Raw genomic sequence first — 25,516 nt, 5'->3', positions numbered from 1 at the left:
GGCAGAGGCCGCCGCACAAGGAGATAGCATGATCGTTCGTCCTGTACGCAGCAGCGATTTACCTGCGCTGATCGAATTGGCCCGCAGCACCGGCACCACCGGGCTGACCACGCTTCCTGCCAACGAGGAGCGACTGGCCCGCCGTGTCGGCTGGGCCGAGAAGAGCTTCAGTGGCGAAGCCGAGCGTGGCGACACCGACTACCTGTTCGTGCTGGAGAACGACGAAGGCCTGGTGGTCGGCATCAGCGCCATCGCCGGCGCCGTCGGTCTGCGCGAGCCTTGGTACAACTATCGGGTCGGCCTGACGGTCAGCGCCTCGCAGGAACTGAACATCTACCGCGAGATCCCGACCCTGTTCCTGGCCAACGACCTGACCGGCAACTCCGAGCTGTGCTCGCTGTTCCTGCGCAGTGACTACCGCAGCGGGCGCAATGGGCACCTATTGTCGAAGTCGCGCATGCTGTTCATCGCCGAATTCCCTGACCTGTTCGGCAAGAAGATCATCGCCGAGATGCGTGGCATGTCCGACGCTGCCGGTCGTTCGCCGTTCTGGGAAAGCCTGGGCCGCCACTTCTTCAAGATGGAATTCAGCCAGGCCGACTACCTCACCGGCGTGGGCAACAAGTCGTTCATCGCCGAGCTGATGCCCAAGTTCCCGCTGTACACCTGTTTCCTGTCGGAGGCTGCGCGCAGCGTCATCGGGCGCGTGCACACCGACACCGAGCCTGCGCTGGCGATGCTCAAGCGCGAAGGTTTCAACTATCAAGGCTACGTCGACATCTTCGATGCCGGTCCGGCAATCGAATGCGAGACCGCGAAGATCCGAGCCGTGCGCGAGAGTGAAACCCTGGTGCTGGCGGTCGGTACGCCGGGTGACGACGCCACGCCTTACATCATCCACAACCGCAAGCGCGAAGACTGCCGTATTACCGCAGCGCCCGCGCGTCTGGCGGCCGGGACATTGGTCGTCGATCCGCAGACCGCCAAGCGCCTGCGCCTGGGCGTTGGCGATAACGTTCGCGCCGTGCCGCTGACTGCACCCCGGGAGACCCAATAATGACCACGCATTACATCGCCGGAAACTGGCAGGCCGGCCAGGGTGACGCCCTGCAATCGCTCGACCCGGTCAGCCAGGCCGTGGTCTGGCAAGGGCAGGGCGCGGCGCCTGCTCAGGTCGAAGCTGCGGTGCAGGCGGCGCGCAATGCCTTTCCGGCCTGGGCGCAACTGAGCCTGGAGGCGCGCATCGCCGTGCTCGAAGGCTTCGCCGACCAGCTCAAGGCCAACGCGGACGAACTGGCCCGCTGCATCGGTGAGGAAACCGGCAAGCCCTTGTGGGAGTCGGCCACCGAAGTCACCAGCATGGTCAACAAGGTGGCGATTTCGGTGCAGAGCTACCGCGAGCGTACCGGCGAGAAGAGCGGCCCGCTGGCCGACGCGACCGCCGTGTTGCGCCACAAGCCGCATGGTGTGGTGGCGGTGTTCGGCCCCTATAACTTCCCTGGTCACTTGCCTAACGGCCATATCGTGCCGGCGCTGCTGGCTGGCAACTGTGTCGTGTTCAAGCCCAGCGAGCTGACCCCCAAGGTCGCCGAGCTGACGGTCAAGTGCTGGATCGCCGCCGGGCTGCCGAGCGGTGTGCTCAACCTGGTGCAGGGCGCCCGTGAAACCGGTGTCGCTCTGGCGGCCAACCCGGGCATAGATGGTCTGTTCTTCACCGGTTCCAGCCGCACCGGCAACCTGCTGCACCAGCAGTTCGCCGGTCGTCCGGACAAAATCCTGGCGCTGGAAATGGGCGGCAACAATCCGCTGGTGGTCGATGAGGTCAAGGATCTGGATGCTGCGGTCTACACCATCATCCAGTCGGCGTTCATTTCGGCCGGGCAGCGTTGTACCTGTGCCCGCCGTCTTCTGGTGCCGCACGGCGCCTGGGGGGACACGCTGCTTGCGCGCCTGGTCGAGGTCAGTCGCAGCATCAGCGTCGGTGCCTTCGATCAGCAACCGGCGCCGTTCATGGGCTCGGTGATTTCGCTGCAGGCTGCCGGTGCCTTGCTGGCGGCGCAGTCCGAACTGCTGGCCAAGGGCGCGCTGGCGCTGCTGGAAATGACCCAGCCAAAGGCCGGCGCGGCCTTGTTGACGCCAGGCATCCTCGATGTGTCGGCAGTTGCCGACCGGCCCGACGAAGAGTTCTTCGGCCCACTGCTGCAGGTGATTCGCTACAGCGACTTTGATGCGGCGATCGATGAGGCCAACAACACCCAGTACGGCCTGGCAGCCGGGTTGCTGTCCGACTCGCGCGCTCGTTACCAGTACTTCTGGCTGCGCAGTCGCGCCGGCATCGTCAACTGGAACAAGCAACTCACCGGCGCCGCCAGCAGCGCACCGTTCGGTGGCGTGGGGGCCAGTGGCAATCACCGGGCCAGTGCCTATTACGCGGCGGACTACTGCGCCTACCCCGTGGCCTCGCTGGAGACCGCCAGCCTTGCCCTGCCGGCGACCCTGACGCCGGGCGTCACCCTATAACAACAGGTCTCGGAGCTAGCCGATGAAATCCTATGAAGTGAATTTTGATGGCCTGGTGGGGCCAACCCACAACTACGGCGGCCTCTCGTACGGCAACGTGGCCTCGCAGAGCAACAGCCAGCAGTGCTCCAACCCGCGAGAAGCGGCACGCCAGGGCCTGGCAAAAATGAAAGCCCTGATGGAAATGGGCTTCAAGCAAGGTGTGCTGGCCCCGCAGGAGCGACCGGATGTGGCTGCCCTGCGCCGCCTGGGCTTCACCGGCAGCGACGCCGAGGTGATCCGCCGCGCCGCCAAGGAGGCCATGCCGCTGCTCGTCGCCAGTTGCTCGGCCTCGAGCATGTGGGTGGCCAACGCCGCCACCGTCAGCCCCAGCGCCGACACGGCGGATGGGCGGGTGCATTTCACTGCAGCCAACCTCAACTGCAAATACCACCGCAGCATCGAACACCCGACCACCAGTCGCGTGCTGGCGGCGATGTTCGCTGACGAGCAGCATTTCGCCCACCACGCGGCATTGCCGGCAGTGGCCCAGTTCGGCGACGAGGGTGCGGCCAATCACACGCGCTTCTGCCGTGCGTACGGCGAGTCGGGCGTGGAGTTCTTCGTCTATGGTCGCAGCGCCTTCGACGCGCGCTACCCGGCGCCACAGAAGTATCCGGCGCGCCAGACCCTCGAGGCCTCCCAGGCCGTGGCGCGGTTGCATGGCCTTGGCGAGGAAGGTGTGGTCTACGCTCAACAGAACCCGGCGGTGATCGACCAGGGGGTGTTCCATAACGACGTGATTTCGGTGGGTAACGGCGAGGTGCTGTTCTACCACGAGGACGCCTTCCTCGAGACCGACACGGTGCTTGGCCAACTGCAGGCTAAACTGGCTGCAAAGGGCGGCAACTTCCAGGCCATCCGCGTGCCGCGTTCGGCAGTGACGGTGGAGGACGCGGTGCGGTCCTACCTGTTCAACAGCCAGTTGCTGTCGCGCGACGACGGTTCCATGCTGCTGGTGGTACCTGAAGAGTGCCGCAACAACGAGCGCGTGTGGAGTTACCTGAGCCAGCTGACCGGCCAGCAGGGTGTGGTGAAGGAGGTCAAGGTGTTCGACCTCAAGCAGAGCATGCAGAACGGCGGAGGCCCCGCCTGCCTGCGCTTGCGCGTGGCCCTGAAGGAAACGGAACTGGCGGCGGTCAACCAAGGCGTTATCATGACCGCCCCGCTGTACGACACCCTGGTGCAGTGGGTCGACAAGCACTACCGCGACCGTCTGGGCGAAGCTGATCTTGCCGACCCGCAGTTGCTGGACGAATGCCGTACGGCACTGGATGAGTTGACCCAGATCCTGAAGTTGGGTTCGGTCTATCCGTTCCAACGCCAACCTTGATAGAGAGAATTTGCAATGTCCGACGCCCTGCGCCTGATCCTGGAAGATGAAGACGGCACCCAGCTGGAAACCTCCTGCACCCGCTTTGCGGTGGTCTGGCAAGGCAAGGAGGTGTGGATCCAGCAGGATGGCCGCGGTCAACTGCTGATCGGTGTCGATGTCGAGGAAGACGATACCGAGTACGCCAACCTGTTGCTGCGCCCGATGGCCACCAACCTGGTCAGCCTGCAACTGGAGATGGAACCTGCCGAGGTCGGTGAAGACGACGATCACGTGCACGGTCCGGATTGCGGTCACCACCACTAAGGAAATGCCCTATGCTCGCCCTCGGCAAACTGCTTGAGCTGACCCTGACCGATCACGAACCGGCCGAGAAGACCCAAGTGACCCCCAAGGGCGTGCGTTTGCGCTGGTTGGGGGAGGGCGCGCTGGAGGTGCGTCCGGCCGAGAGCGAAGATTGTCGGCTCGACCTGTTGTTGTCGGCCGGCATCCACGGCAACGAGACCGCGCCGATCGAGTTGTTGGAGCGGCTGCTGCATGGTGTGGCCAACGGCCAGATCAAGCCGCGTGCCAGGGTGTTGTTCCTGTTCGGCAACCCTGCGGCGATTCGCAAGGGCGAGCGCTTCATCGAGCAGGACATCAATCGCCTGTTCAACGGTCGTCACGAGCTTTCCAGTGGTTTCGAGGCGCTGCGCGCCGCGGAGCTCGAGCAGTTTGCCCGGGTGTTCTTCAGCAAGCCCGAGCGTACTCGCCTGCATTACGACCTGCACACGGCCATTCGTGGTTCGAAGATCGAGCAGTTCGCGCTGTACCCGTTCAAGGAAGGCCGCAAGCATTCACGCCGCGAACTGGCGCGCCTGGCGGCCGCCGGCATGGAGGCGGTGCTGCTGCAGAGCAAGTCGTCGATCACCTTCAGTGCTTTCACCTACGAACAACTCGACGCCGAAGCCTTCACCCTGGAGCTGGGCAAGGCCCGTCCTTTCGGGCAGAACGAGCAGGTCAATCTCGACAAGCTCGAGGCGCGGCTTGTTCAGATCATCGAGCATACCGAGCCTGAGACCGATGCCTCGCTCGATGGCCTGAAGCTGTTCAGCGTGGCGCGCGAGATCATCAAGCACAGCGACAGTTTCCACCTGCACTTGCCGACGGATATCGAGAATTTTTCCGAGCTGAGCAAGGGCTATCTGCTGGCCGAGGACCTGGCCGAAACGCGCTGGGTCGTGGAAGAGGAAGGGGCACGTATCATTTTCCCCAACCCCAAGGTCAGGAATGGCTTGCGGGCAGGGATTCTGATCGTGCCGGATTCCGGGCAGCGCCTGGAGTAGGGGTTCAGGGGTAAGTCAGCCTGGGTGGTAGGCCCAGTTCGTGTCGCAAGGCATTTTCGTTGAACGGCGCAGGATTGGTGTCGGTATCGGGCGTGCTTGGATCGTCGTCGAAATCGAACAGGGAGCCCGGGTTTTCTAGCCCGACAGCCAAGCGCTCGGAGTTGTCGTTCACGCTTCCGGTCGCGAAGTTCCAGACGTGACAGAGCTCGTGGTAGAGCATCACCAGTGATGGTGCGTCACGCCTGTGGGCCAGCGGGTTATAGCCGATTTTGCAGTTCAGGATGCGATCGCCTCGCATGCCGTTTCGGATTGTCGGATCGCCTTGGGCGGGATCAAATCCAGCATAAGCATTGTCCAGTTCCGGGATCGACTTGATGGCGACCTTCACCTTGTGCGCCACCAACTGCTCCAGAAGCCCCGAGGCACTCGGGCTGGCCCGCAGCATCACCAACTGGCGCCTGACCTTGTCGGTGTACGCGGGATCACCCTGGATATCGAAGGTGTCTAGGTATTGCGCTGGTAGCTCCGCATCGTGTGCCTCGTAGAGCAGTGGTGCGCTGAAACCGTCCTCGACGAGAATGCTGCTGGCGTTGCCGTAGAGTCGATCGTCCAGTGGCCCTGTGGACAGGCGATTGTGGCCGGCAAAGGCCTCGATGGTCGCATTGCCCGCATTGACCCTGACGACGTCGTCGCCAGCGCCGGCATACAACGTGCTGTGGGCAGCGGCGCTGTGCAGGGCGTCGTTGCCCTTGCCGCCATCGATTTCTGCTTGCCGAACCCCTTCTACCACGACGTGGTCATCGCCGGCCCCGGCGTCAATGATCACCGAGCCGGCATTCAGGGGCTGGCCATCAGGAGGCAATTGGCCCTCGATCCGGATTCTGTCGTTGCCCTCGCCGGTCTCGATCACGATGCGGCTGTCGAGGGTGGACTCGACGAATACGTTGTCATCGCCGGCGCCAGTACGAATATGCAGCATCTCTGTTTTTGCCAGGGCCAGCGTGTAGCGGGTAGCTTCGATGCGCAGCGCGATGCCTTCGGGGCTTGGATGAACCGACAGTTCGGTGTCTGGGGCCAGTGCTTCGATCAGCAGCGTGTGGTCATGGCGACTGATCGCCAGTGGGCCGCTTCTGTAGGGTAGTTGTTGTCTCAGCACAAGGCCGGAAGGGGTGTGGATCATGAGGTCTTCGGGCGCCATGGGCGTCTCCTTTCGTAGGGGAGGCTGCATTCTGGCGTTCGCTTGGTGGTTCCAGTGGTACTCCTATACCGCCTGAATCGTCAGTATGAGGCGGATGACAGGGATTTAATTTGCCGCCTATTCCCTTTTCCTTTCCCCTGGGCGGTAATTGGCTTGTCAGTGACGAAAGCTCCGATTTAGCATCCGCTCATGTCGTTTTTACCTGTTTGCAGCGGAAAAACTGTCCGTTTGCCGGTTTCCATCGCATAAACACACTGCACCTCGATTGCAGGACCGATATAATGCGGCCCTTTGCCGTCGTTTCGTCGATCCGACGCGTTAGCCAAAACGGCCGCCGTTTCCGTGGAAGAACCTATGAAAAGCGCAGAAATCCGTGAAGCCTTCCTTCGCTTCTTCGAAGAGCAGGGACATACCCGAGTCGCCTCCAGTTCGCTGATCCCGAACAACGACCCAACCCTGCTGTTCACCAACGCAGGCATGAACCAGTTCAAGGACTGCTTCCTGGGCGCCGAGAAGCGCGCCTACACGCGCGCTGTCAGCAGCCAGAAGTGCGTGCGCGCCGGTGGCAAGCACAACGACCTGGAAAACGTCGGCTACACCGCGCGTCACCACACTTTCTTCGAGATGCTGGGCAACTTCAGCTTCGGTGACTATTTCAAGCGCGACGCGATCACCTTTGCCTGGACCTTCCTGACCTCCGACAAGTGGCTGAACCTGCCCAAGGAGAAGCTCTGGGTCACTGTCTACGCCAGCGACGACGAAGCCTACGACATCTGGACCAAGGAAGTCGGCGTGCCGGCCGAGCGCATGGTGCGCATCGGTGACAACAAAGGCGCCCCGTACGCTTCCGACAACTTCTGGACCATGGGTGATACCGGCCCTTGCGGTCCGTGCACCGAGATCTTCTACGACCACGGCGCCGACATCTGGGGTGGCCCACCCGGCTCGCCGGAAGAAGACGGCGACCGCTACATCGAGATCTGGAACAACGTCTTCATGCAGTTCAACCGCACTGCCGACGGCGTCCTGCACCCGTTGCCCGCCCCGTCGGTGGACACCGGCATGGGCCTTGAGCGCATCAGTGCGGTGATGCAGCACGTGCACTCGAACTACGAGATCGACCTGTTCCAGAGTCTGCTCGATGCCGCAGCCCAGGCCATCGGTTGCCGTAACGAAGCGCAGTCGTCGCTGAAAGTGGTCGCCGACCACATCCGTTCCTGCGGCTTCCTGATCGCCGACGGCGTGCTGCCTTCCAACGAAGGCCGTGGCTATGTGCTGCGCCGCATCATTCGTCGCGCCTGCCGCCATGGCAACAAACTTGGCGCCAAGGGCAGCTTCTTCCACAAGGTCGTGGCCGCGCTGGTCAGCGAGATGGGTGAAGCCTTCCCCGAGCTCAAGAGCCAGCAGGCGCACATCGAGCGCGTGCTCAAAACCGAAGAAGAGCAGTTCGCCAAGACTCTCGAGCAGGGCCTGCGCATCCTCGAACAGGACCTGGCGCAGCTGCAGGGCACGGTCGTGCCGGGCGACGTGGTGTTCAAGCTGTACGACACCTATGGCTTCCCCATGGACCTGACCGCCGACATCGCCCGCGAGCGTGAGCTGACCATCGACGAAGCCGGCTTCGAGCGCGAGATGGACGCCCAGCGCGAGCGCGCCCGCTCGGCCAGCGCCTTCGGCATGGACTACAACAGCCTGGTCAAGGTCGATACCGCCACCGATTTCCTCGGATACAGCAGCACCGAAGGTCAGGGCAAGATCATCGCCCTGTACAAGGACGGCCAGTCGGTCGACCAGTTGGGCGAAGGCGAGGAGGGCGTGGTCGTCCTGGATCGCACGCCGTTCTACGCCGAATCCGGCGGCCAGGTCGGTGACAGTGGCTACCTGCAGGCTGGCGCTGCGCGCTTCGATGTGCGCGACACCACCAAGACCGGTGGTGCCTTCCTGCACCACGGCGTGGTCGCCAGCGGCGCGCTGCTGATTGGCGCCCCGGTCGAGGCCCGCGTGGATGCCGATGTGCAGCACGCCACCTCGCTGAACCACTCAGCGACTCACCTGCTGCACGCTGCTCTGCGTGAAGTGCTGGGCGAGCACGTCCAGCAGAAGGGCTCGCTGGTCGACAGCCAGCGCCTGCGCTTCGACTTCAGCCACTTCGAGGCTGTGACGCCTGCGCAGATCAAGGCACTCGAAGACATCGTAAACCGCGAAGTGCGCAAGAACTCCGCGGTCGAAACCGTCGAGACCGATATCGAGACCGCCAAGCGCAAAGGCGCCATGGCGCTGTTCGGTGAGAAATACGGCGACACCGTGCGCGTACTGAGCATGGGCGGTGATTTCTCGGTAGAGCTGTGCGGCGGTATTCACGCCAAGCGCACCGGCGATATCAGCCTGTTCAAGATTATCAGTGAAGGTGGCGTAGCCTCAGGTGTGCGTCGTATCGAGGCGATCACCGGTGCTGCGGCGCTAGCCTACCTGAACGCTGCCGAAGAGCAGGTCAAGGAAGCGGCGCAACTGGTCAAGGGTAACCGCGACAACCTGATCGACAAGCTGTCGGCTGTGCTCGAGCGCAACCGTCAGCTGGAGAAGCAGCTCGAGCAGCTGCAGGCCAAGGCCGCCAGCGCCGCAGGGGACGATCTCTCCAGTGCGGCCGTTGAGGTCAAGGGTGCCAAGGTGCTTGCCGCTCGCCTGGATGGGCAGGATGGCAAGGCGCTGCTGGCACTCGTCGATCAGCTGAAGAACAAGCTCGGCCATGCAGTGATCCTGCTGGGCAGCGAGCATGAGGGCAAGGTCGTGCTGGTGGCCGGCGTGACCAAAGACCTCTCCAGCCAACTCAAGGCTGGCGACCTGATGAAGCAGGCCGCTGCGGCGGTGGGCGGAAAGGGCGGTGGTCGTCCGGACATGGCCCAGGGTGGTGGCGTCGACGTCGCTGCGCTGGATCAGGCCCTGGCACTGGCCGTGCCGTTCGCCGAGCAGGGGCTTTGAGATGACGCGCCCCGCAGTCTGTTTGCGGGGCGCGTCAGGAAGGATTGTTTACTGGGTGCCCTTCGTGGGCTGAGGCACTTTGAAATGGCGTTGATCGTACAGAAATTTGGCGGCACCTCCGTTGGCTCTATCGAGCGGATCGAGCAGGTGGCCGACAAGGTCAAGAAACACCGCGAGGCAGGCGATGACCTGGTGGTTGTGCTGTCGGCCATGAGCGGGGAAACCAACCGCTTGATCGACCTGGCCAAGCAGGTGTCCGATCAGCTGGTTCCGCGTGAACTGGATGTGATCGTCTCGACCGGCGAGCAGGTGACCATTGCGCTGCTGGCCATGGCGCTGATCAAGCGTGGCGTGCCGGCGGTGTCCTACACCGGCAACCAGGTGCGCATCCTGACCGACAGCGCGCACAACAAGGCGCGCATCCTGCAGATCGATGACCAGAAGATCCGCGCCGACCTCAAGGCTGGCACCGTGGTCGTGGTCGCAGGTTTCCAGGGCGTCGACGAGCACGGCAACATCACCACCCTCGGGCGTGGTGGCTCCGACACGACCGGTGTTGCCCTGGCGGCAGCGCTGGGGGCCGACGAATGTCAGATCTACACCGATGTCGATGGCGTCTATACCACCGATCCACGTGTGGTACCGCAGGCCCGTCGCCTGGAGAAGATCACCTTTGAAGAGATGCTGGAAATGGCCAGCCTCGGTTCCAAGGTGCTGCAGATCCGTTCGGTGGAGTTCGCCGGCAAATACAACGTTCCGCTGCGCGTGCTGCACAGCTTCAAGGAGGGTCCGGGTACCCTCATTACCATCGATGAAGAGGAATCCATGGAACAGCCGATCATTTCCGGTATCGCCTTCAACCGTGATGAGGCCAAGCTGACCATTCGTGGCGTGCCGGACACCCCGGGCGTTGCTTTCAAGATCCTCGGCCCGATCAGCGCCGCGAACATCGAAGTCGACATGATCGTGCAGAACGTCTCGCACGATAACACCACCGACTTCACCTTCACCGTGCACCGCAACGAGTACGAAAAGGCTCTGAGCGTGCTGGAGAACACCGCCCGTGAAATCGGTGCGCGTGAAGTGATCGGCGATACCAAGATCGCCAAGGTGTCGATCGTTGGCGTCGGCATGCGCTCCCACGCGGGCGTGGCCAGCCGTATGTTCGAGGCCCTGGCCAAGGAGAGCATCAACATCCAGATGATCTCCACTTCCGAGATCAAGGTGTCGGTGGTGATCGAAGAGAAGTACCTGGAGCTGGCCGTACGCGCGCTGCACACCGCGTTCGAGCTCGATGCGCCTGCCCGACAGAGCGAGTGACGCATTGCCCCGGGGGGCGCGGCTTCGGCCGCGCCCTTCGCGTTTCTGGCTGTCATGCGGGTTACTGTCCTTTCCTGCCTGACAGCCGATAAGGAGGGCTGGGCCTTCGTCCCGACCAGCCTCCGTTTCCAACAGACTGTTGTCCCTGAATGAACTGCGTGAGGAGAAAGCTATGTTGATTCTGACTCGTCGGTGCGCCGAGAGCCTGATCATTGGTGATGGTGAGATCACCGTGACGGTCCTGGGTGTCAAAGGCAACCAGGTACGAATCGGTGTGAGTGCCCCTAAGGAAGTGGCTGTTCACCGCGAGGAAATCTACCTGCGGATCAAGAAAGAGAAGGACGAAGAACCAACCCTTTAATTTTTTTGAAGTTTTTTTCAAAAAAGGGTTTGCAAACGGGGAGGGGTCTGGTTAATATACGCCCCGTGTTGCGGTGAGGTGGCCGAGTGGCCGAAGGCGCTCCCCTGCTAAGGGAGTATACCTCATAAGGGTATCGGGGGTTCGAATCCCCCCTTCACCGCCATTCTTCGTGTAGGGCGCTGTAACTGGTCAAAATGCTTAAGTCGTTGAAATTAAACGAAAAAGTACTTGGCAAAACGGTTTAGCGAACTATAATGCGCGGCAAGACACGGACTCATAGCTCAGCTGGATAGAGTACTCGGCTACGAACCGAGCGGTCGGAGGTTCGAATCCTCCTGAGTCCGCCATACAATGAGGCGGTTTTCTTTGGAAGACGCATCATTTCACCAGTGGTAATCTGGTCTAAAACTACCATCGACGGACTCATAGCTCAGCTGGATAGAGTACTCGGCTACGAACCGAGCGGTCGGAGGTTCGAATCCTCCTGAGTCCGCCACTTTCTGAAGTGGCTTTGCTTGTCGAGAAATCTTCAAGAAGAGAAGCTTCAAAAACCAGTGGTAATCTGGTCTAAAACTACCACCACGGACTCATAGCTCAGCTGGATAGAGTACTCGGCTACGAACCGAGCGGTCGGAGGTTCGAATCCTCCTGAGTCCGCCACACCAAAAAGCCCGCTCCTGTAGCGGGCTTTTTCTTTTCTGCCGTTCACGAATCTGTCAGTGCAACGCGACTAGACTCCATATAAACCCCTGCTGCACATCGATGTGCTTTTTCGCTGTTGTCCGCCGTCGCACTGTTGGCTTCGAGCGTTGTCACAGCTTTATCGCGCAAACGATTGTTCCAGCCAAAAATTTAAGCGATCAGACAGCTTGAGCAGTGTATGATTGCGCCCGTCAGCCCCGCCGGGGCTTGTGGAATACCACCATGGACTTACCCAGTAGTTACCCCTTAATCCGCTTTATCAAGCCAGATCTGACCGATTGATTCTCCCGGCGTGCTCCGCTGCTGGGAGTGGAGTTCGCCTATGACCGAAGTCGAAGTAAAGAAAGTCCAAGAGAGCCTGCAGGATCGCCTCGCCCAGGTGATCGAGCTACTGCAGCGCCAGCGCGTCGTTGAGGACCTGACTCATCGTCAGGAGGGTCAGCACAACGACCTGGTGGAAAACCTCGTCCACCGCCAGAACCTGGTCGAGCTACAGCGCAAGCTCGATGATCTGCACCCCGCCGACATCGCCTATATCCTCGAAGCCTTGCCCCTGGAAGATCGTCTGACGGTCTGGCAGCTGGTGCGCTCGGATCGTGACGGCGACATCCTTCTAGAAGTTTCCGACGCCGTACGTCAGACGTTGATCGCCGACATGGACGATCACGAGCTGCTGGCTGCGGCCAAGGAAATGGACGCAGACGAACTGGCTGACCTGGCGCCTGAGCTGCCGCGTGACGTTGTCCATGAGCTGATGGAAAGCCTCGATGCCCAGCAGCGTGAGCGCGTGCGTTCGGCCCTGAGCTACGACGAGGAGCAGGTCGGTGCGCTGATGGACTTCGAGATGGTCACCATCCGCGAAGACGTCAGCCTGGAAGTGGTACTGCGTTACCTGCGTCGGCTCAAGGAGCTGCCGGGGCACACCGACAAGCTGTTCGTGGTCGATTACGACGGCATTCTGAAGGGTGTGCTGCCGATCAAGCGTCTGCTGGTCAACGACCCGGACAAGAAGGTGGCGGAGGTCATGGCGACCGACCCTGTCAGCTTCACGCCCGAGGAAGATGCCTACGATGCTGCGCAAGCATTCGAACGTTATGACCTGGTTTCTGCACCGGTGGTCGACAAGAGCAATCGCCTCATCGGCCGTCTGACCATCGACGAGATGGTTGACCTGATTCGTGAAGAGAGCGAAAGCGAAGTGCTCAACATGGCCGGCCTGCGCGAGGAAGAAGATATCTTCGCCTCGGTCTGGCGTTCGCTGCGCAACCGTTGGGCGTGGCTGGCGATCAACCTGATCACCGCCTTCGTCGCCTCGCGGGTGATCGGACTGTTCGAAGGGTCGATCGAAAAGCTGGTAGCGCTTGCGGCGCTGATGCCTATCGTCGCCGGTATCGGTGGTAACTCGGGTAACCAGACCATCACCATGATCGTGCGCGCAATGGCGCTGGACCAGGTATCGCCGGGCAACACCCGTCGTCTGATGCGCAAGGAGCTGGCGGTATCGCTGATCAACGGCCTGATCTGGGGCGGGGTGATCGGGGTAGTGGCGTTCCTGCTCTATGGCAGTTGGTCGCTGGGTGTGGTGATGACTGCGGCCATGACCCTGAACCTGCTGCTGGCGGCGTTGATGGGGGTATTGATCCCCATGACACTGGTGCGCCTGGGGCGTGACCCGGCGATGGGTTCGAGCGTGATGATCACTGCCGTAACCGACAGCGGCGGCTTCTTCATCTTCCTTGGCCTGGCGACACTGTTCCTGCTCTGACGGATTCCGCTCAAACGAAAAAAGCCAGCTTGCGCTGGCTTTTTTCGTGGGCGTTGGAAGCCTCAGGAGGCGTCGGCAGCCATTTCCACATCGTGAGCGATGAGGGCGACCAGCGCATTCTGCTGGCGATGGGTCAGTTGACGGAAGCGTTGCAGCAATTCGCGTTCGTGCAGGGACAGCTCAGGGCTGTCCAGGCGCATGCTCAGCTCGTCGCCCAGCGCACCTTCCTGGATGAGACTTTGCTCCAGGCGGGCGATGATCTCGGAGTTCATGCTGCGGTGATGGTTGCGCGCTACCTCGGCAATGCGCTCACGCATCCCGTCAGGCAGGCGGACGACGAACTTGTCAGCGGTGCGGCTGGAGTAGATAGCCTGTTTCATTGGGCGCATATAAATTGACCGGTTGTTCTGGTTCAGGGGAAGCGGTTCTCAAATTGGCCGCACGGTAGTGGGTTCGACCGTCGCGACGACAAAATGTTCAACCGTAATGTGATTTTGGATGCTCATCTTGCCTCATGGTCGCCGTTTCCTTGGCGTCAATTCTGTGACAAATAGTGATCCGGGTAAAGGCTTTATGCCAGTACCAATTATCAGAAATGAGTACTGGTTTGAAAAGTTTTACTCTTTACCGTCTCGTCCTGTTGTCAGGCCTTTGCTGTCAAAATCTTGTAAAGTTCGACAAGACCTGGGGAAAATCATCAAACCCGCAAGATTTCCCTATCCTTGAGCATAGTGGCTATGCAACATGACGCAAGCGTTCCCCATCAGGCCGAAGCGCCCGACGTTGACGTTTTGACCGTGCCTGCGCAAAAAATTCCCTGGCGATGCCATTAACATGCAATTGAATCGCCTCGCAGCTTGGAGACGGTGAGAAATCGCGGAAAGCGACTACATGGAAATGCCAGCATTGGGCATGACAAACGGTCGAGCGCTGGTTACCATGCTCGCCGCCGACAGCCTGCGCCGCGTCGGGTGGCTTCTCCAACCCACTGAATTTGCGTAGAATGCGCGCCGTGATGTCCCCTTAGTTCAACGGATAGAACAAGCCCCTCCTAAGGGCTAGATGCTGGTTCGATTCCAGCAGGGGACACATCCTTCCTTTCTCGCCTTTCCCTCCCTCCCTCTCGCTTGCCACTGCTATCCGGTGATTCGGCTACAGGCGTTTTTGCCTGCGCAGCAGCCTGCCGTGATGGCCAGCGTTGCACCGGCCATCGCGGTCATGCCATTCAGACGGACTGCGCCTTTTCCTTGTCTTCCTGCTGCTTGCTGGTCTCACTCCCCTGGGCCATGTCGGCCGTGTTGGCTGCTGCGCGTTCAGCCTGTTGTTGCAGCTTGGCCTGGGTCTTGAGTTCGACGTCTTCCTTCATGCGTTGGGCGATCTGCTCGTCGATCTTCTGTTTCTTCTCGGGAGGCAGGGCGTTGTAGTCCTCCTCGGTCATGCCGAGCTCCTGCAGGATCTTCTCCTTGATCTTTTCCGCTGGCGACTTGGACATGTAGTCGCGGAACTCCTGCAGCGCATTGCTGGCTGCAGGTTTCGACGAACTGGCCTGCTGGCGTGCGCCAATGTCAGGGTTCTGCAGGGCCACCTTGAGCTTGGCGAAAGCTTCCTGACGAGCGTCTTCGGCATTCTGCTGCGAGGTACTGCCTTGATTGTTCTGCTGCGCTGCTGTGTTGCTGGTGGTCATTGCCTGACGCTGCGGCATGAAATCGGCCTGCACAGCGTCATGGTTGACCCGGCTTGGCTGCTGCAATGCAGTCTGCCAGCCCAGCCCGTTGAGGCTGATCATCATGTGTTTCCTCCTTGGATGGTAATCGCGTTGTGCAAGGGGCAAAACCTGTGCCATTTGGCTCAAGCCAAGCCTGGCGGGGGTTGTAGCCGAGCAACAGGTATCACCTGGGCAGCGGATTGCCCATCGGAGGAAGCGCATTGCCGGTATCGGCAACAGCCGCTGTTGCAAAAAAAGACCCGCAGCACCCCAAGGCGCTGCGGGTCAAAACGGCCAACGCCGCTTCAGTGCTGATCAGATATGCAAGGCATGCCCCAAAGCTCGCAATGCCGCTTCCTGCACGGCCTCGCCCAAGGTCGGGTGGGCATGGATGGTGCCGGCCACGTCTTCCAGCCGCGCGCCCATTTCCAACGATTGGGAGAAGGCTGTGGACAGTTCGGAAACCGCCACCCCGACGGCTTGCCAACCGAGGATCAGATGGTTGTCGCGACGCGCAACCACGCGCACGAACCCGCTTTTCGATTCAAGGCTCATGGCTCGTCCGTTGGCCGCGAAGGGGAACTGCGCAACGATGCAGTCCAGGCCTTCGGCGCTGGCCTGCTCAGGCGTCTTGCCAGCCACCACCACTTCCGGGTCGGTGAAGCACACCGCAGCAATCGCGGTGGGTTCGAAGCGGCGGGTCTTGCCGGCGATAAGTTCGGCGACCATCTCGCCCTGGGCCATCGCTCGGTGTGCGAGCATCGGTTCGCCGGCCACGTCGCCGATCGCCCAGACGTTGCGCATGCTGGTCTGGCAGCGCTCGTCGATGGCGATCGCCGCACCGTTCATCTTCAGCGCCAGGCTCTCCAGGCCAAAGCCCTGAGTGCGTGGTCGACGGCCAGCGGCGACCAGTACCTGATCGGCTTCCAGGCGCAGCTGTTGGCCTGCACCGTCGCGTGCCGACAGGCAGCCATGTTCATAGCCTTCGACGCTGTGTCCCAAGTGCAGTGCGATACCGAGTTTTTTCAGCGACTCGGCTACCGGTGCGGTCAGCTCGGCGTCGTAGGTGGGCAGGATGCGATCACGTGCTTCTACCACGCTCACTCGAGCACCGAGCTTGCGGTAGGCGATGCCCAGCTCCAGGCCGATATAGCCGCCGCCGACCACCACCAGGTGCTGCGGCAGGCTTTTCGGTGCCAGGGCCTCGGTAGAGGAAATCACCGGCCCGCCCAGCGGCAGCATCGGCAGCTCGACGCTGCTCGATCCTGTCGCCAGCAACAGGTGTTCGCACTGGATGCGCTGGCCGTCGACCTCGACGTTCTTGCCGTCGAGGATCTTCGCCCAGCCATGAAGCACCTTCACCCCATGTTTCTTCAGCAAGGCCGCCACACCGCTGGTGAGGCGGTCGACGATGCCGTCCTTCCATTCGACGCTGCGCGCAATGTCCAGCTGCGGTGCCGAGACGCTGATACCCAGCGTCGAGTCGTCAGCATACCGGCTGGTCTGGTGGAACTGCTCGGCCACGTGGATCAGCGCCTTGGACGGAATGCAGCCAATGTTCAGGCAAGTGCCGCCCAATGCCTGCCCTTCGACCAGCACGGTGGGAATGCCCAGTTGCCCGGCGCGGATGGCGGCCACGTAGCCGCCGGGTCCCCCGCCGATAATCAGCAGGGTGGTATCGAGGATCTGTTGCATGCTCACTCCACGAACAGGCAGGCGGGCTGTTCCAGCAGGCCGCGCACGGCCTGGATGAACAGGGCGGCGTCCATCCCGTCGACCACGCGATGGTCGAACGAGCTGGACAGGTTCATCATCTTGCGCACCACGATCTGGCCATCGATCACCACGGGGCGCTCGACCATGCGGTTGACGCCGACGATCGCCACTTCGGGAGTGTTGACCACCGGCGTGCTGACGATACCGCCCAGGGCGCCGAGGCTGGTCAGGGTGATGGTCGAGCCGGACAGCTCTTCCCGACTGGCCTTGTTGTTGCGCGCGGCATTGGCGACGCGGGCGATCTCGCTGGCGTTGCTCCACAGGCTGCCGGCTTCGGCGTGACGCAGTACTGGCACCATGAGGCCGTTGTCACCTTGGGTGGCGATACCCACGTGTACGGCGCCGTGGCGGGTGATGATCTGGGCCTCGTCGTCGTAGGTGGCGTTGATCTGCGGGAAATCGCGCAGGGCGACGACCATGGCGCGCACCAGGAAGGGCAGCAGCGTGAGCTTGCCACGGCTTTCGCCATGCTTGGCGTTGAGCTGCTGGCGCAGGGCTTCGAGCTGGGTGACGTCGATTTCCTCGACATAGCTGAAGTGCGCGACGCGGCGCTTGGCATCCTGCATGCGCTGGGCGATCTTGCGGCGCAGGCCGATCACCGGCACCTGCTCGCTGTCGGTGCGCTTGCCGTAGCCGGCTGGCGCCTGGCCGAGGGCGGTCTGCGGCTTGCTGATGAAGGCGTCGAGGTCTTCGTGCAGGATGCGCCCGGCCGGGCCGCTGCCGTGCACGTAACGCAGCTCGATGCCGGCATCCAGGGCGCGCTTGCGCACGGCAGGTGAAGCCAACGGTTTCTCATGCGCCTCGCGCGGGACGATGGGCGCGGCGGCGTGGCTCGTCGCTGGTTGCGGACGGTTTTCGGGCTGCGGCTCGATCTTCGTCTGGGCTGGCGCTGGCGCGGCGTGCGCCTCGGCCGGCTTGGCCTGCGGTGCGTCGATGTGGTTGCCGCTGCCTTCGACTTCGATACGGATCAGCTCGCTGCCGACCGCCATGACCTCACCGGGCTGGCCACCCAAGGCCAAGACCTTGCCGCTGACCGGCGAGGGAATTTCTACCGTGGCCTTGTCGGTCATGACATCGGCCACTACCTGGTCTTCTGCGATCACATCGCCGACCTTGACGAACCATTCCACCAGCTCGACCTGCGCGATGCCTTCACCGATATCCGGCATCTTGATGACGTGCGTGCCCATTCAGACCTCCATGACCCGTTTCAATGCCGCACCTACCCGCGAAGGACCAGGGAAGTAGGCCCATTCCTGTGCGTGGGGGTAGGGGGTGTCCCAGCCGGTGACGCGCTCGATCGGCGCTTCGAGGTGATGGAAGCAATGCTCCTGGACCAGCGAAACCAGCTCGGCGCCAAAGCCGCAGGTACGGGTGGCTTCGTGGACCACCACGCAACGCCCGGTCTTCTTCACCGAGGCGACGATGGTTTCCAGGTCCAGCGGCCAGAGGCTGCGCAGGTCGATGACTTCAGCGTCGACGCCGCTCTCCTCGGCGGCCACTTGGGCCACGTAGACCGTGGTGCCGTAGGTCAGCACGGTGACATCGTTGCCGGGGCGGGTGATCGCCGCCTTGTCCAGCGGCACCTTGTAGTAGCCGTCCGGCACGGCACTGTGCGGGTGCTTCGACCAGGGGGTTACCGGGCGGTCGTGGTGCCCGTCGAACGGGCCGTTGTACAAGCGCTTGGGCTCGAGGAAGATCACCGGGTCGTCGCACTCGATCGAGGCGATCAGCAGGCCCTTGGCGTCATAGGGGTTGGATGGCATCACCGTACGCAGGCCGCAGACCTGGGTGAACATCGCTTCGGGGCTCTGGCTGTGGGTCTGGCCGCCGTAGATGCCGCCGCCGCAGGGCATGCGCAGGGTCAGCGGCGAGATGAATTCGCCGGCCGAACGATAGCGCAGGCGAGCCATCTCCGAGACGATCTGGTCGGAGGCGGGGTAGAAGTAGTCGGCGAACTGGATTTCCACCACCGGGCGCAGGCCATAGGCGCCCATGCCCACGGCGGTGCCGACGATGCCGCTCTCGGAGATCGGTGCATCGAATACCCGCGACTTGCCGTACTTGGTCTGCAGGCCTTCGGTGCAGCGGAACACGCCGCCGAAATAGCCGACGTCCTGGCCGTAGACCACCACGTCGTCGTCGCGCTCGAGCATGACATCCATGGCTGAGCGCAGGGCCTGGATCATGGTCATGGTAGTGGTGGCCATGGCGGTTTCCGGGTTGATGCTGTTGTTGTGATCGTTCATTTCAAACCCCCAGTTCCTGGCGTTGCCGGCGCAGGTGATCGGGCATTTCCTTGTACACATCCTCGAACATCGAGGCGGCGCTGGGGATGTGGCCATTGGCGAGGGTGCCGAACTGTTCGGCGTCCTTCTGTGCCTTGATCACCTCGGCTTCGAGCTCGGCACTGACGGCCTGGTGCTCTTCTTCGGACCAGTGGCCGGCCTTGATCAGGTGCTGCTTGAGGCGCAGGATCGGATCGCCAAGCGGGAAGTGGCTCCAGTCGTCGGCAGGGCGATATTTGGATGGATCGTCCGAGGTGGAGTGCGGGCCGGCGCGGTAGGTGACCCATTCGATCAGCGTCGGGCCCAGGCCACGGCGGGCACGTTCGGCGGCCCAGCGCGAGGCGGCGTACACGGCGATGAAGTCGTTGCCGTCGACCCGCAGTGAGGCGATGCCGCAGCCCACGCCGCGGCCGGCGAAGGTGGTCGACTCGCCACCGGCGATGGCCTGGAAGGTGGAGATCGCCCACTGGTTGTTGACCACGTTGAGGATCACCGGGGCGCGGTAGACGTGGGCGAAGGTCAGGGCGGTGTGGAAGTCGGATTCGGCTGTGGCGCCGTCACCGATCCAGGCCGAGGCGATCTTGGTGTCACCCTTGATCGCCGACGCCATGGCCCAGCCGACCGCCTGCACGAACTGGGTCGCCAGGTTGCCACTGATGGTGAAGAAGCCCGCCTCGCGCACCGAGTACATGATCGGCAATTGGCGGCCCTTGAGCGGGTCGCGGGTGTTGGACAGCAGCTGGCAGATCATTTCCACCAGCGACACGTCGCGGGCCATCAGGATGCTCTGCTGGCGATAGGTGGGGAAGCACATGTCGCTGCGGTTCAGGGCCAATGCCTGACCGCTGCCGATGGCTTCCTCGCCCAGGCTCTGCATGTAGAAGGACATCTTCTTCTGGCGCTGGGCGACCACCATGCGGCTGTCGAAGATGCGCGTCTTGAGCATGGCACGCATGCCCTGGCGCAGCACCTGCGGGTCAATGCCCTCGGCCCAGGGGCCGACAGCATTGCCGTGCTCGTCGAGCACACGCACGAGGCTGTAGGAGAGGTCCGCAGTGTCGGCGGGCTCTACGTCGATAGGTGGTTTACGGACTTGACCGGCATCGTTCAGACGCAGGTAGGAGAAATCGGTCTGGCAGCCTGGCCGGCCTGTGGGCTCGGGCACATGCAAACGCAGGGGGGCGTACTCGTTCATGCTTTTTACGCTCGCTCGAATGTTGTTTTTGTGAGCTCTGAAGCGGCCGCCGCTGCCTACTGGCTTGTGACTGGTAGGTCAGCGTCATTTACATCTTAGAGGCTGGGCCGAAGAATTTTTCTCTCAAGTTCATTGCCTTTATCGCGTGGCGCAGATAAACATTCTGAATAAACACAAGAATCAGGTGAATTTTCCTCATGCGTAAACTCGATCGCACAGATATCGGCATTCTCAACAGCCTCCAGGAGAACGCCCGAATCACCAACGCAGAGCTTGCGCGCTCGGTGAACCTCTCGCCGACTCCCTGTTTCAACCGGGTCAAGGCGATGGAGGAACTGGGGGTCATCCGCCAGCAAGTGACCTTGCTGTCGCCCGAAGTGCTGGGCCTGGATGTCAACGTGTTCATTCATGTCAGCCTGGAGAAGCAGGTGGAGCAGTCATTGCATCGCTTCGAGGAGGAGATTGCCGAGCGACCCGAGGTGATGGAGTGCTACCTGATGACAGGCGATCCGGATTACCTGCTGCGCGTGCTGTTGCCGAGCATCCAGGCGTTGGAGCGGTTTCTCGATTACCTGACGCGGCTGCCGGGGGTGGCCAATATCCGCTCCAGCTTTGCGCTCAAGCAGGTGCGCTACAAGACGGCGTTGCCGTTGCCGGCCAATGGCATGACCTTGCGCGAGTAGTTGTCAGTGCAGGCCCTGTCGCGGGGCAAGTCGCAGCGATAGGCGTCGCCACCGCTCTACAGGGTGCTTGATATTTTAAACACCCCCGGCCTATGTTGTGGCTGTCGCCGTTCGCGGCATGCCTAAAACAACAAGGACCAGCGTCATGACGACCGAGCGCCTGACCGGCATCGACGAAATCGAATGCGTCACCCCCGACCTCAATGGCGTCCCGCGCGGCAAGGTGATGACCGCCGAGGGCTTTCTCGAAGGCCGGCGCCTGCAGATGGCGCGTGGCGTGCTGCTGCAATGCATCATGGGCGGCTACCCGCCGGCGAAGTTCTACGGCAGCGATGATGGCGACCTGGCGCTGGTCGCCGACCCTGGGCAAACCCATGTCCTGCCTTGGAGCGACAGCCCTCGGGCACTGGCCATCTGCGATGCGGTCGAGCTCGATGGTACGCCCTCGGGGCTTTCGACCCGTGGCCTGCTCAAGGCGGTGATCGCCCGTTATGCGGCGCTGGGGCTTGCGCCGGTGGTGGCCACCGAACTGGAATTCTTCGTGTTCGCCCCGAACAGTGATCCGGGCCAGCCGTTCCAGCCACCGCTGGGCAGGGACGGGCGTCGCGAGCTGGGCCATTCGGCCTTCAGCGTCAGCTCCAATAATGGCTTGCGCCCCTTCTTCAGCGAGGTCTACCGGTGCATGGCAGCACTGGGCCTGCCACGCGACACCTTCATGCACGAGATGGGCGTCAGTCAGTTCGAGATCAACCTGTTGCACGGTGATCCGCTGTTGCTGGCCGACCAGACCTTCCTGTTCAAGCACCTGCTCAAGGAGGTTGCGCTCAAGCACGGTTTGACCGTGGTCTGCATGGCCAAGCCGCTGGCGCATACCCCTGGCAGTTCGATGCACATCCACCAGAGCCTGGTGGAGATCGGCACCGGCCGTAACGTGTTCAGTGACGAACAGGGCAGGGCAACCGACACCTTCCATCACTTCATCGGCGGCTTGCAGGCGTGCATGGCCGACTTCACCGCCCTGTTCGCGCCCAACGTCAACTCCTACCAGCGTCTGTGCCACCCGTACGCATCGCCGAACAATGCTTGCTGGTCCGAGGATAATCGCGCTGCCGGCCTGCGCATCCCGGCCAGTTCGCCGGTGGCGCGACGTGTGGAAAACCGCCTGCCTGGGGCCGACACCAACCCTTACCTGGCGATCGCCGCAAGTCTGGCGGCCGGGCTGCAGGGTATCGAGCGCAAGCTGCAACCCACGCCCGCGATCCAGGGCGAGTTCGCGGTGCCCGAGCACCTGAGTCTGCCCTGCACGCTGCACGCGGGGATCGAGCGCCTGCGTCGCAGCACGTTGGCGCGGGAACTGTTTGGCGAGGAGTTCATCGAAGGCTACGTCGCCACCAAGACCCTGGAATTGACGGATTTCTTCGATGAGATCACGCCGTGGGAGCGTAGGGTGCTGGCCGCGCAGGCCTGATCGCGACAGAAGCTTTGCCCGGCGCGCCGCTCCTGGCTTTTTTTCATTGCCAGGGGCCCGCGTCCGGGAAATTGCCCTTATGCTTGCCAGCAGCACCACACCTGCCCAAGGAGCCCGCGGGGACGCATGCGCCAGATCTGGAAGTCATTTCGCTCGTTGTACTTCGCCGCCCTGATGATGCTGATCGGCTCAGGCCTGTTGAGTACCTACCTGGCGTTGCGCCTGGCTGCCGACCATGTCGACAGTCTTTGGGTCGGTGCGCTGATGGCGGCCAACTATTTCGGCCTGGCAGTGGGCGGCAAGGTCGGTCACCGATTGATCGCCCGGGTCGGGCACATTCGTGCGTATGCCACCTGTGCCGGCATCGTCGGCGCGGCGGTGCTCGGGCATGGGATGACCAACTTCGTGCCCGCCTGGATCGGCCTGCGAATGATCGTGGGCCTGGGCATGATGTGCCAGTACATGGTCATCGAGAGCTGGCTCAACGAACAGGCCGACGCCAAGCAGCGCGGTGCGGTATTCAGCGGCTACATGATCGCGTCCTACCTCGGGTTGGTGCTGGGTCAGTTGATCCTGGTGGTGCATCCGGCACTGGGGCCTGAGCTGCTGATGCTGGTCGCCATGTGCTTCGCCCTGTGCCTGGTGCCGGTGGCGATGACCCGGCGCATTCACCCGGCGCCGCTGCGGCCGGCGCCGATGGAGCCGAAGTTCTTCATCAAGCGGGTACCGCAGTCGTTGAGTACTGTGCTTGGCGCGGGCCTGATCGTCGGTTCCTTCTATGGTCTGGCCCCTCTGTATGCGGCGCGCCAGGGGCTGAGCACCGAGCAGGTCGGTCTGTTCATGGGTTGCTGTATTTTTGCCGGGCTTCTCGTGCAATGGCCTCTGGGCTGGCTGTCGGATCGTTACGATCGGGCAGTGCTGATCCGCAGTGTATCGATCGGCCTGGCGGTGGTTTCGCTGCCGCTGGCGCTGTTGCCCAGTGTGCCGCTGGAGTTGCTGTTCGCGGCAGGCTTCATCGTTTCGTTGCTGCAGTTCTGCCTCTATCCATTGGCCGTGGCGTTCTCCAATGACCACGTGGAAAGCGAGCGACGGGTATCGCTGACGGCGATGCTGCTGGTCACCTATGGCGTGGGTGCGAGCATCGGTCCGCTGGTGGCGGGCGTTCTGATGAAGGCGTTGGGCGCACAGATGCTCTATGCCTTCTTCACCTTCTTTGCCCTGGTGCTGGTGTGGCGTATTCGGCCGAAGGCGGTCACCGGGCTGCACCAGGTGCAGGATGCACCGCTGGGCCACGTGGCTATGCCGGCGGCAGGTTCGCCTCTGTCGGCTGCGCTCGACCCGCGGGTCGACGAGCAGACCGTGCAGGACGTGATGCAGGCGCCGGTGGCGGCGGAGGATACCGAGGCCGAGGAAGAGAAGGGCACAGCTGCCAAGGCGCCGCAGGCCGAGGCAGACAAGTCGGTTTGACGCAGGCTGTGCCGGCCCTGTCGCGGGGCCCCACGGACCAGAACGAAAACGCCACCGATCGGTGGCGTTTTTCATTTGAGCCAGACGATCAGTAGTCGTCCTTGTCGAACCGCCGTGCTTCGCGCTGCAACTGATACACGAAGCTCTCGATCTTGCGCTGGCTTTGCCCATTCAGGTTGTGGAAGCGCACACCGGCGAAGGTGGTGTTGATCCGCTCTTCGAAGTGCAGGTGGCGCAATTCCACCATGACGTCGGTCAGGCCCAAGGGGTTGGCTGCCTTGAAGCGCTCGTACACCTGGCCCAGTTGCAGGCGGTCTTCGACATTGCCGTCGAAGCGCAGCTTGCAGCCGGTGGCGGACACGTCGAGCAGCTTGCCGCGCAGCGCGCCGTTGCCCTTGAGGTGGGTGCCGTCGAGGATGATGTCGACCAGTTGCGACAGTTTCAGCGCTGCGCGGAAAGCATTGCGGCGCTGGTGGTAGGTCATTTCGGTGGGGAGCGGGCCGCGGTAGCAGCGGTGGCCATCGACTTCGCCGATGGTCAGCGGAGTATCGCACTCCCAGGCAATGCGTACGCCATCGTGGAAACCTTCGACACGGAAGGGTTCGCCGTTCTCGATGAATTTCTCGCCATCACGCGGGATCATTTCGTCCAGTGCCAGAACGTTGGCGTCCCGGTCCACCTGTACCACGTAACTCTGGAAGCGCTGGCTGCGCTCATGGAAGCTGATGATCAGCGGATCGTGGCTGTCCATCAGCTGGCGCAGGTTCGCCGAAATCTCCAGAGGAGTGGTCAGCACTTTTGGTGGCTGAGGAGCATCGGACTCATTGAACACGGGTAATCAATCTCCAGGCAAAAACGACACACGCAAGTAACGGCATTTTGCCAGTATGTTCCGTGCCTTGAATAGGAATAATCACACCTGGCTGATCGCCCGGGGCTTGTCCATGGGGGAGGTGGTGCCACGGCTGTCGTACAGCGACGGAGAGTCGCCGCCGTTGAGGATTCTGATCTGGTTGGCCGTGGCGTGCTGTTGCACCTGGATGACCCGGCCGTTGGTCTCGTTGACCTTCTGGCAGGTGTCCATCAACTGGGTCAGCACATCGAGTTGCTGCAGGATGATCTCGCCGTTGGGCGATTGTGCAGCGACGGCCTGCACACCTGCCCGGTCGGCGCTGAGGCCGAGTCCGTTGAGCAGGTGATTGCGCCGCATGCCCTGCTGCTCGAGCAAGACGATCAGCGATTGCTTGCGGGCGAGGATGGTCTCCAGCACCTGCATGTCCCGACCGTGCAGGGCGACCGTTTCCTTCTGGAGCAGGTCGAGCAGTTCCTGGGTCGGCGCGATGTCGTCTTCGATCAGTTGCAGCAGTGTGGTGTCGTGCATGGCTGGCTCTT

21 protein-coding genes and 5 tRNA genes are annotated in these 25,516 nt (G+C 62.2%); 17 read left to right on the top strand and 9 right to left on the bottom strand.

Features of this window, described 5'->3' with window-relative positions; all coding sequences use genetic code 11:
* The first annotated feature begins 28 nt into the window (after positions 1-28).
* Genes astA through astE form a run of 5 tightly spaced genes read left to right on the top strand, consistent with a single transcriptional unit; the run spans position 29 to position 5,217 of the window.
* Positions 29-1,057, top strand: coding sequence for an arginine N-succinyltransferase (gene astA / locus APH44_RS06750; RefSeq protein ID WP_054891928.1), 1,029 nt, complete (start codon positions 29-31; stop codon positions 1,055-1,057).
* Positions 1,054-2,520, top strand: coding sequence for a succinylglutamate-semialdehyde dehydrogenase (astD, locus tag APH44_RS06745; RefSeq protein WP_177339332.1), 1,467 nt, complete (start codon positions 1,054-1,056; stop codon positions 2,518-2,520). The genes astA and astD overlap by 4 nt, the downstream gene beginning before the upstream one ends.
* Before the next feature lie 22 nt (positions 2,521-2,542).
* On the top strand, positions 2,543-3,892 hold the full coding sequence (astB, locus tag APH44_RS06740; protein ID WP_054891926.1) for an N-succinylarginine dihydrolase: 1,350 nt from the start codon (positions 2,543-2,545) through the stop codon (positions 3,890-3,892).
* A gap of 15 nt (positions 3,893-3,907) precedes the next feature.
* Complete coding sequence (locus APH44_RS06735; RefSeq protein WP_054891925.1) at positions 3,908-4,198, top strand: hypothetical protein; 291 nt, start codon at positions 3,908-3,910, stop codon at positions 4,196-4,198.
* Positions 4,199-4,209: 11 nt separating this feature from the next.
* Entirely contained in the window at positions 4,210-5,217 is a 1,008-nt protein-coding gene (astE, locus tag APH44_RS06730; RefSeq protein ID WP_054891924.1) for a succinylglutamate desuccinylase, read from the top strand.
* 4 nt (positions 5,218-5,221) lie between these two features.
* Here astE and APH44_RS06725 read toward each other — a convergent pair whose 3' ends face one another.
* A complete protein-coding gene (locus APH44_RS06725; RefSeq protein WP_054891923.1) occupies positions 5,222-6,415 on the bottom strand; it encodes a M91 family zinc metallopeptidase in 1,194 nt (397 codons plus the stop codon).
* A gap of 354 nt (positions 6,416-6,769) precedes the next feature.
* Between APH44_RS06725 and alaS the strand changes: the two genes are divergently transcribed.
* The 8 genes from alaS (at position 6,770) to mgtE (ending at position 13,542) form a co-directional block, all read left to right on the top strand.
* A complete protein-coding gene (gene alaS, locus APH44_RS06720; protein WP_054891922.1) occupies positions 6,770-9,394 on the top strand; it encodes an alanine--tRNA ligase in 2,625 nt (874 codons plus the stop codon).
* An 84-nt stretch (positions 9,395-9,478) separates the two neighbouring features.
* Positions 9,479-10,714: an aspartate kinase gene (locus tag APH44_RS06715; protein WP_054891921.1), complete on the top strand. Its 1,236-nt coding sequence runs from the start codon at positions 9,479-9,481 to the stop codon at positions 10,712-10,714.
* A gap of 172 nt (positions 10,715-10,886) precedes the next feature.
* Entirely contained in the window at positions 10,887-11,075 is a 189-nt protein-coding gene (csrA, locus tag APH44_RS06710) for a carbon storage regulator CsrA (RefSeq protein WP_043209419.1), read from the top strand.
* A gap of 72 nt (positions 11,076-11,147) precedes the next feature.
* Positions 11,148-11,238 (top strand) — tRNA-Ser (locus tag APH44_RS06705).
* A gap of 107 nt (positions 11,239-11,345) precedes the next feature.
* Positions 11,346-11,422, top strand: a tRNA-Arg gene (locus APH44_RS06700).
* Positions 11,423-11,494: 72 nt separating this feature from the next.
* Positions 11,495-11,571: transfer RNA gene (locus APH44_RS06695), tRNA-Arg, on the top strand.
* Between the two features lie 87 nt (positions 11,572-11,658).
* Positions 11,659-11,735 (top strand) — tRNA-Arg (locus APH44_RS06690).
* A 364-nt stretch (positions 11,736-12,099) separates the two neighbouring features.
* Complete coding sequence (gene mgtE, locus APH44_RS06685; RefSeq protein ID WP_054891920.1) at positions 12,100-13,542, top strand: magnesium transporter; 1,443 nt, start codon at positions 12,100-12,102, stop codon at positions 13,540-13,542.
* Positions 13,543-13,604: 62 nt separating this feature from the next.
* Here the strand turns inward: mgtE and APH44_RS06680 are convergent, their stop codons facing one another.
* Positions 13,605-13,931, bottom strand: a complete 327-nt coding sequence (locus APH44_RS06680) for an Arc family DNA-binding protein (RefSeq protein WP_029613963.1) — start codon at positions 13,929-13,931, stop codon at positions 13,605-13,607.
* Between the two features lie 628 nt (positions 13,932-14,559).
* Here APH44_RS06680 and APH44_RS06675 point away from each other — a divergent pair.
* Positions 14,560-14,631 (top strand) — tRNA-Arg (locus tag APH44_RS06675).
* A 136-nt stretch (positions 14,632-14,767) separates the two neighbouring features.
* On the opposite strand, the gene APH44_RS06670 is transcribed toward APH44_RS06675, so the two are convergent.
* From APH44_RS06670 to APH44_RS06650, 5 genes are all read right to left on the bottom strand, one after another.
* Positions 14,768-15,331 carry a hypothetical protein gene (locus APH44_RS06670; RefSeq protein ID WP_226938338.1) on the bottom strand — a complete coding sequence of 188 codons (564 nt, stop codon included), beginning with the start codon at positions 15,329-15,331 and terminating at the stop codon, positions 14,768-14,770.
* 231 nt (positions 15,332-15,562) lie between these two features.
* Complete coding sequence (lpdA, locus tag APH44_RS06665) at positions 15,563-16,942, bottom strand: dihydrolipoyl dehydrogenase (RefSeq protein WP_054891919.1); 1,380 nt, start codon at positions 16,940-16,942, stop codon at positions 15,563-15,565.
* Between the two features lie 2 nt (positions 16,943-16,944).
* Entirely contained in the window at positions 16,945-18,213 is a 1,269-nt protein-coding gene (locus tag APH44_RS06660; RefSeq protein ID WP_054891918.1) for a dihydrolipoamide acetyltransferase family protein, read from the bottom strand.
* Positions 18,214-19,272, bottom strand: coding sequence for an alpha-ketoacid dehydrogenase subunit beta (locus tag APH44_RS06655; protein WP_054891917.1), 1,059 nt, complete (start codon positions 19,270-19,272; stop codon positions 18,214-18,216).
* A 1-nt stretch (position 19,273) separates the two neighbouring features.
* Positions 19,274-20,506, bottom strand: a complete 1,233-nt coding sequence (locus APH44_RS06650; protein ID WP_054891916.1) for a 3-methyl-2-oxobutanoate dehydrogenase (2-methylpropanoyl-transferring) subunit alpha — start codon at positions 20,504-20,506, stop codon at positions 19,274-19,276.
* A 197-nt stretch (positions 20,507-20,703) separates the two neighbouring features.
* On the opposite strand from APH44_RS06650, the gene bkdR reads away from it, so the two are divergent.
* From bkdR to APH44_RS06635, 3 genes are all read left to right on the top strand, one after another.
* Complete coding sequence (bkdR, locus tag APH44_RS06645) at positions 20,704-21,189, top strand: Bkd operon transcriptional regulator BkdR (protein ID WP_054891915.1); 486 nt, start codon at positions 20,704-20,706, stop codon at positions 21,187-21,189.
* 226 nt (positions 21,190-21,415) lie between these two features.
* Positions 21,416-22,657, top strand: coding sequence for a glutamine synthetase family protein (locus APH44_RS06640; protein WP_172964819.1), 1,242 nt, complete (start codon positions 21,416-21,418; stop codon positions 22,655-22,657).
* A 126-nt stretch (positions 22,658-22,783) separates the two neighbouring features.
* The gene (locus tag APH44_RS06635; RefSeq protein ID WP_054891913.1) at positions 22,784-24,124 is read left to right on the top strand and encodes an MFS transporter; all 1,341 of its coding nucleotides are present in this window, start codon (positions 22,784-22,786) and stop codon (positions 24,122-24,124) included.
* 88 nt (positions 24,125-24,212) lie between these two features.
* Here APH44_RS06635 and APH44_RS06630 read toward each other — a convergent pair whose 3' ends face one another.
* A complete protein-coding gene (locus tag APH44_RS06630) occupies positions 24,213-24,956 on the bottom strand; it encodes a flagellar brake protein (protein WP_054891912.1) in 744 nt (247 codons plus the stop codon).
* Between the two features lie 81 nt (positions 24,957-25,037).
* Positions 25,038-25,505 (bottom strand): flagella synthesis protein FlgN, encoded by a 468-nt coding sequence (locus APH44_RS06625; protein WP_054891911.1) that lies wholly within the window; start codon positions 25,503-25,505, stop codon positions 25,038-25,040.
* Between the last annotated feature and the right edge of the window lie 11 nt (positions 25,506-25,516).

This window comes from Pseudomonas sp. NBRC 111143 (genome assembly GCF_001320965.1).
Taxonomy (GTDB): Bacteria; Pseudomonadota; Gammaproteobacteria; order Pseudomonadales; family Pseudomonadaceae; genus Aquipseudomonas; species Aquipseudomonas machongensis.
The sequence above is the reverse complement of the archived record's forward strand: the minus strand, read 5'-3'. Positions and strand labels throughout refer to the sequence as shown.

What these genes read in the sequence shown, in the direction of transcription:
- astA (WP_054891928.1), top strand. Translation starts at nt 29, where the DNA reads ATGATCGTTCGTCCTGTACGCAGCAGCGATTTACCTGCGCTGATCGAA.
- astB (WP_054891926.1), top strand. Translation starts at nt 2,543, where the DNA reads ATGAAATCCTATGAAGTGAATTTTGATGGCCTGGTGGGGCCAACCCAC.
- APH44_RS06735 (WP_054891925.1), top strand. Translation starts at nt 3,908, where the DNA reads ATGTCCGACGCCCTGCGCCTGATCCTGGAAGATGAAGACGGCACCCAG.
- astE (WP_054891924.1), top strand. Translation starts at nt 4,210, where the DNA reads ATGCTCGCCCTCGGCAAACTGCTTGAGCTGACCCTGACCGATCACGAA.
- APH44_RS06725 (WP_054891923.1), bottom strand. Translation starts at nt 6,415, where the DNA reads ATGGCGCCCGAAGACCTCATGATCCACACCCCTTCCGGCCTTGTGCTG.
- alaS (WP_054891922.1), top strand. Translation starts at nt 6,770, where the DNA reads ATGAAAAGCGCAGAAATCCGTGAAGCCTTCCTTCGCTTCTTCGAAGAG.
- APH44_RS06715 (WP_054891921.1), top strand. Translation starts at nt 9,479, where the DNA reads ATGGCGTTGATCGTACAGAAATTTGGCGGCACCTCCGTTGGCTCTATC.
- csrA (WP_043209419.1), top strand. Translation starts at nt 10,887, where the DNA reads ATGTTGATTCTGACTCGTCGGTGCGCCGAGAGCCTGATCATTGGTGAT.
- mgtE (WP_054891920.1), top strand. Translation starts at nt 12,100, where the DNA reads ATGACCGAAGTCGAAGTAAAGAAAGTCCAAGAGAGCCTGCAGGATCGC.
- APH44_RS06680 (WP_029613963.1), bottom strand. Translation starts at nt 13,931, where the DNA reads ATGCGCCCAATGAAACAGGCTATCTACTCCAGCCGCACCGCTGACAAG.
- APH44_RS06670 (WP_226938338.1), bottom strand. Translation starts at nt 15,331, where the DNA reads ATGATGATCAGCCTCAACGGGCTGGGCTGGCAGACTGCATTGCAGCAG.
- lpdA (WP_054891919.1), bottom strand. Translation starts at nt 16,942, where the DNA reads ATGCAACAGATCCTCGATACCACCCTGCTGATTATCGGCGGGGGACCC.
- APH44_RS06660 (WP_054891918.1), bottom strand. Translation starts at nt 18,213, where the DNA reads ATGGGCACGCACGTCATCAAGATGCCGGATATCGGTGAAGGCATCGCG.
- APH44_RS06655 (WP_054891917.1), bottom strand. Translation starts at nt 19,272, where the DNA reads ATGAACGATCACAACAACAGCATCAACCCGGAAACCGCCATGGCCACC.
- APH44_RS06650 (WP_054891916.1), bottom strand. Translation starts at nt 20,506, where the DNA reads ATGAACGAGTACGCCCCCCTGCGTTTGCATGTGCCCGAGCCCACAGGC.
- bkdR (WP_054891915.1), top strand. Translation starts at nt 20,704, where the DNA reads ATGCGTAAACTCGATCGCACAGATATCGGCATTCTCAACAGCCTCCAG.
- APH44_RS06640 (WP_172964819.1), top strand. Translation starts at nt 21,416, where the DNA reads ATGACCGCCGAGGGCTTTCTCGAAGGCCGGCGCCTGCAGATGGCGCGT.
- APH44_RS06635 (WP_054891913.1), top strand. Translation starts at nt 22,784, where the DNA reads ATGCGCCAGATCTGGAAGTCATTTCGCTCGTTGTACTTCGCCGCCCTG.
- APH44_RS06625 (WP_054891911.1), bottom strand. Translation starts at nt 25,505, where the DNA reads ATGCACGACACCACACTGCTGCAACTGATCGAAGACGACATCGCGCCG.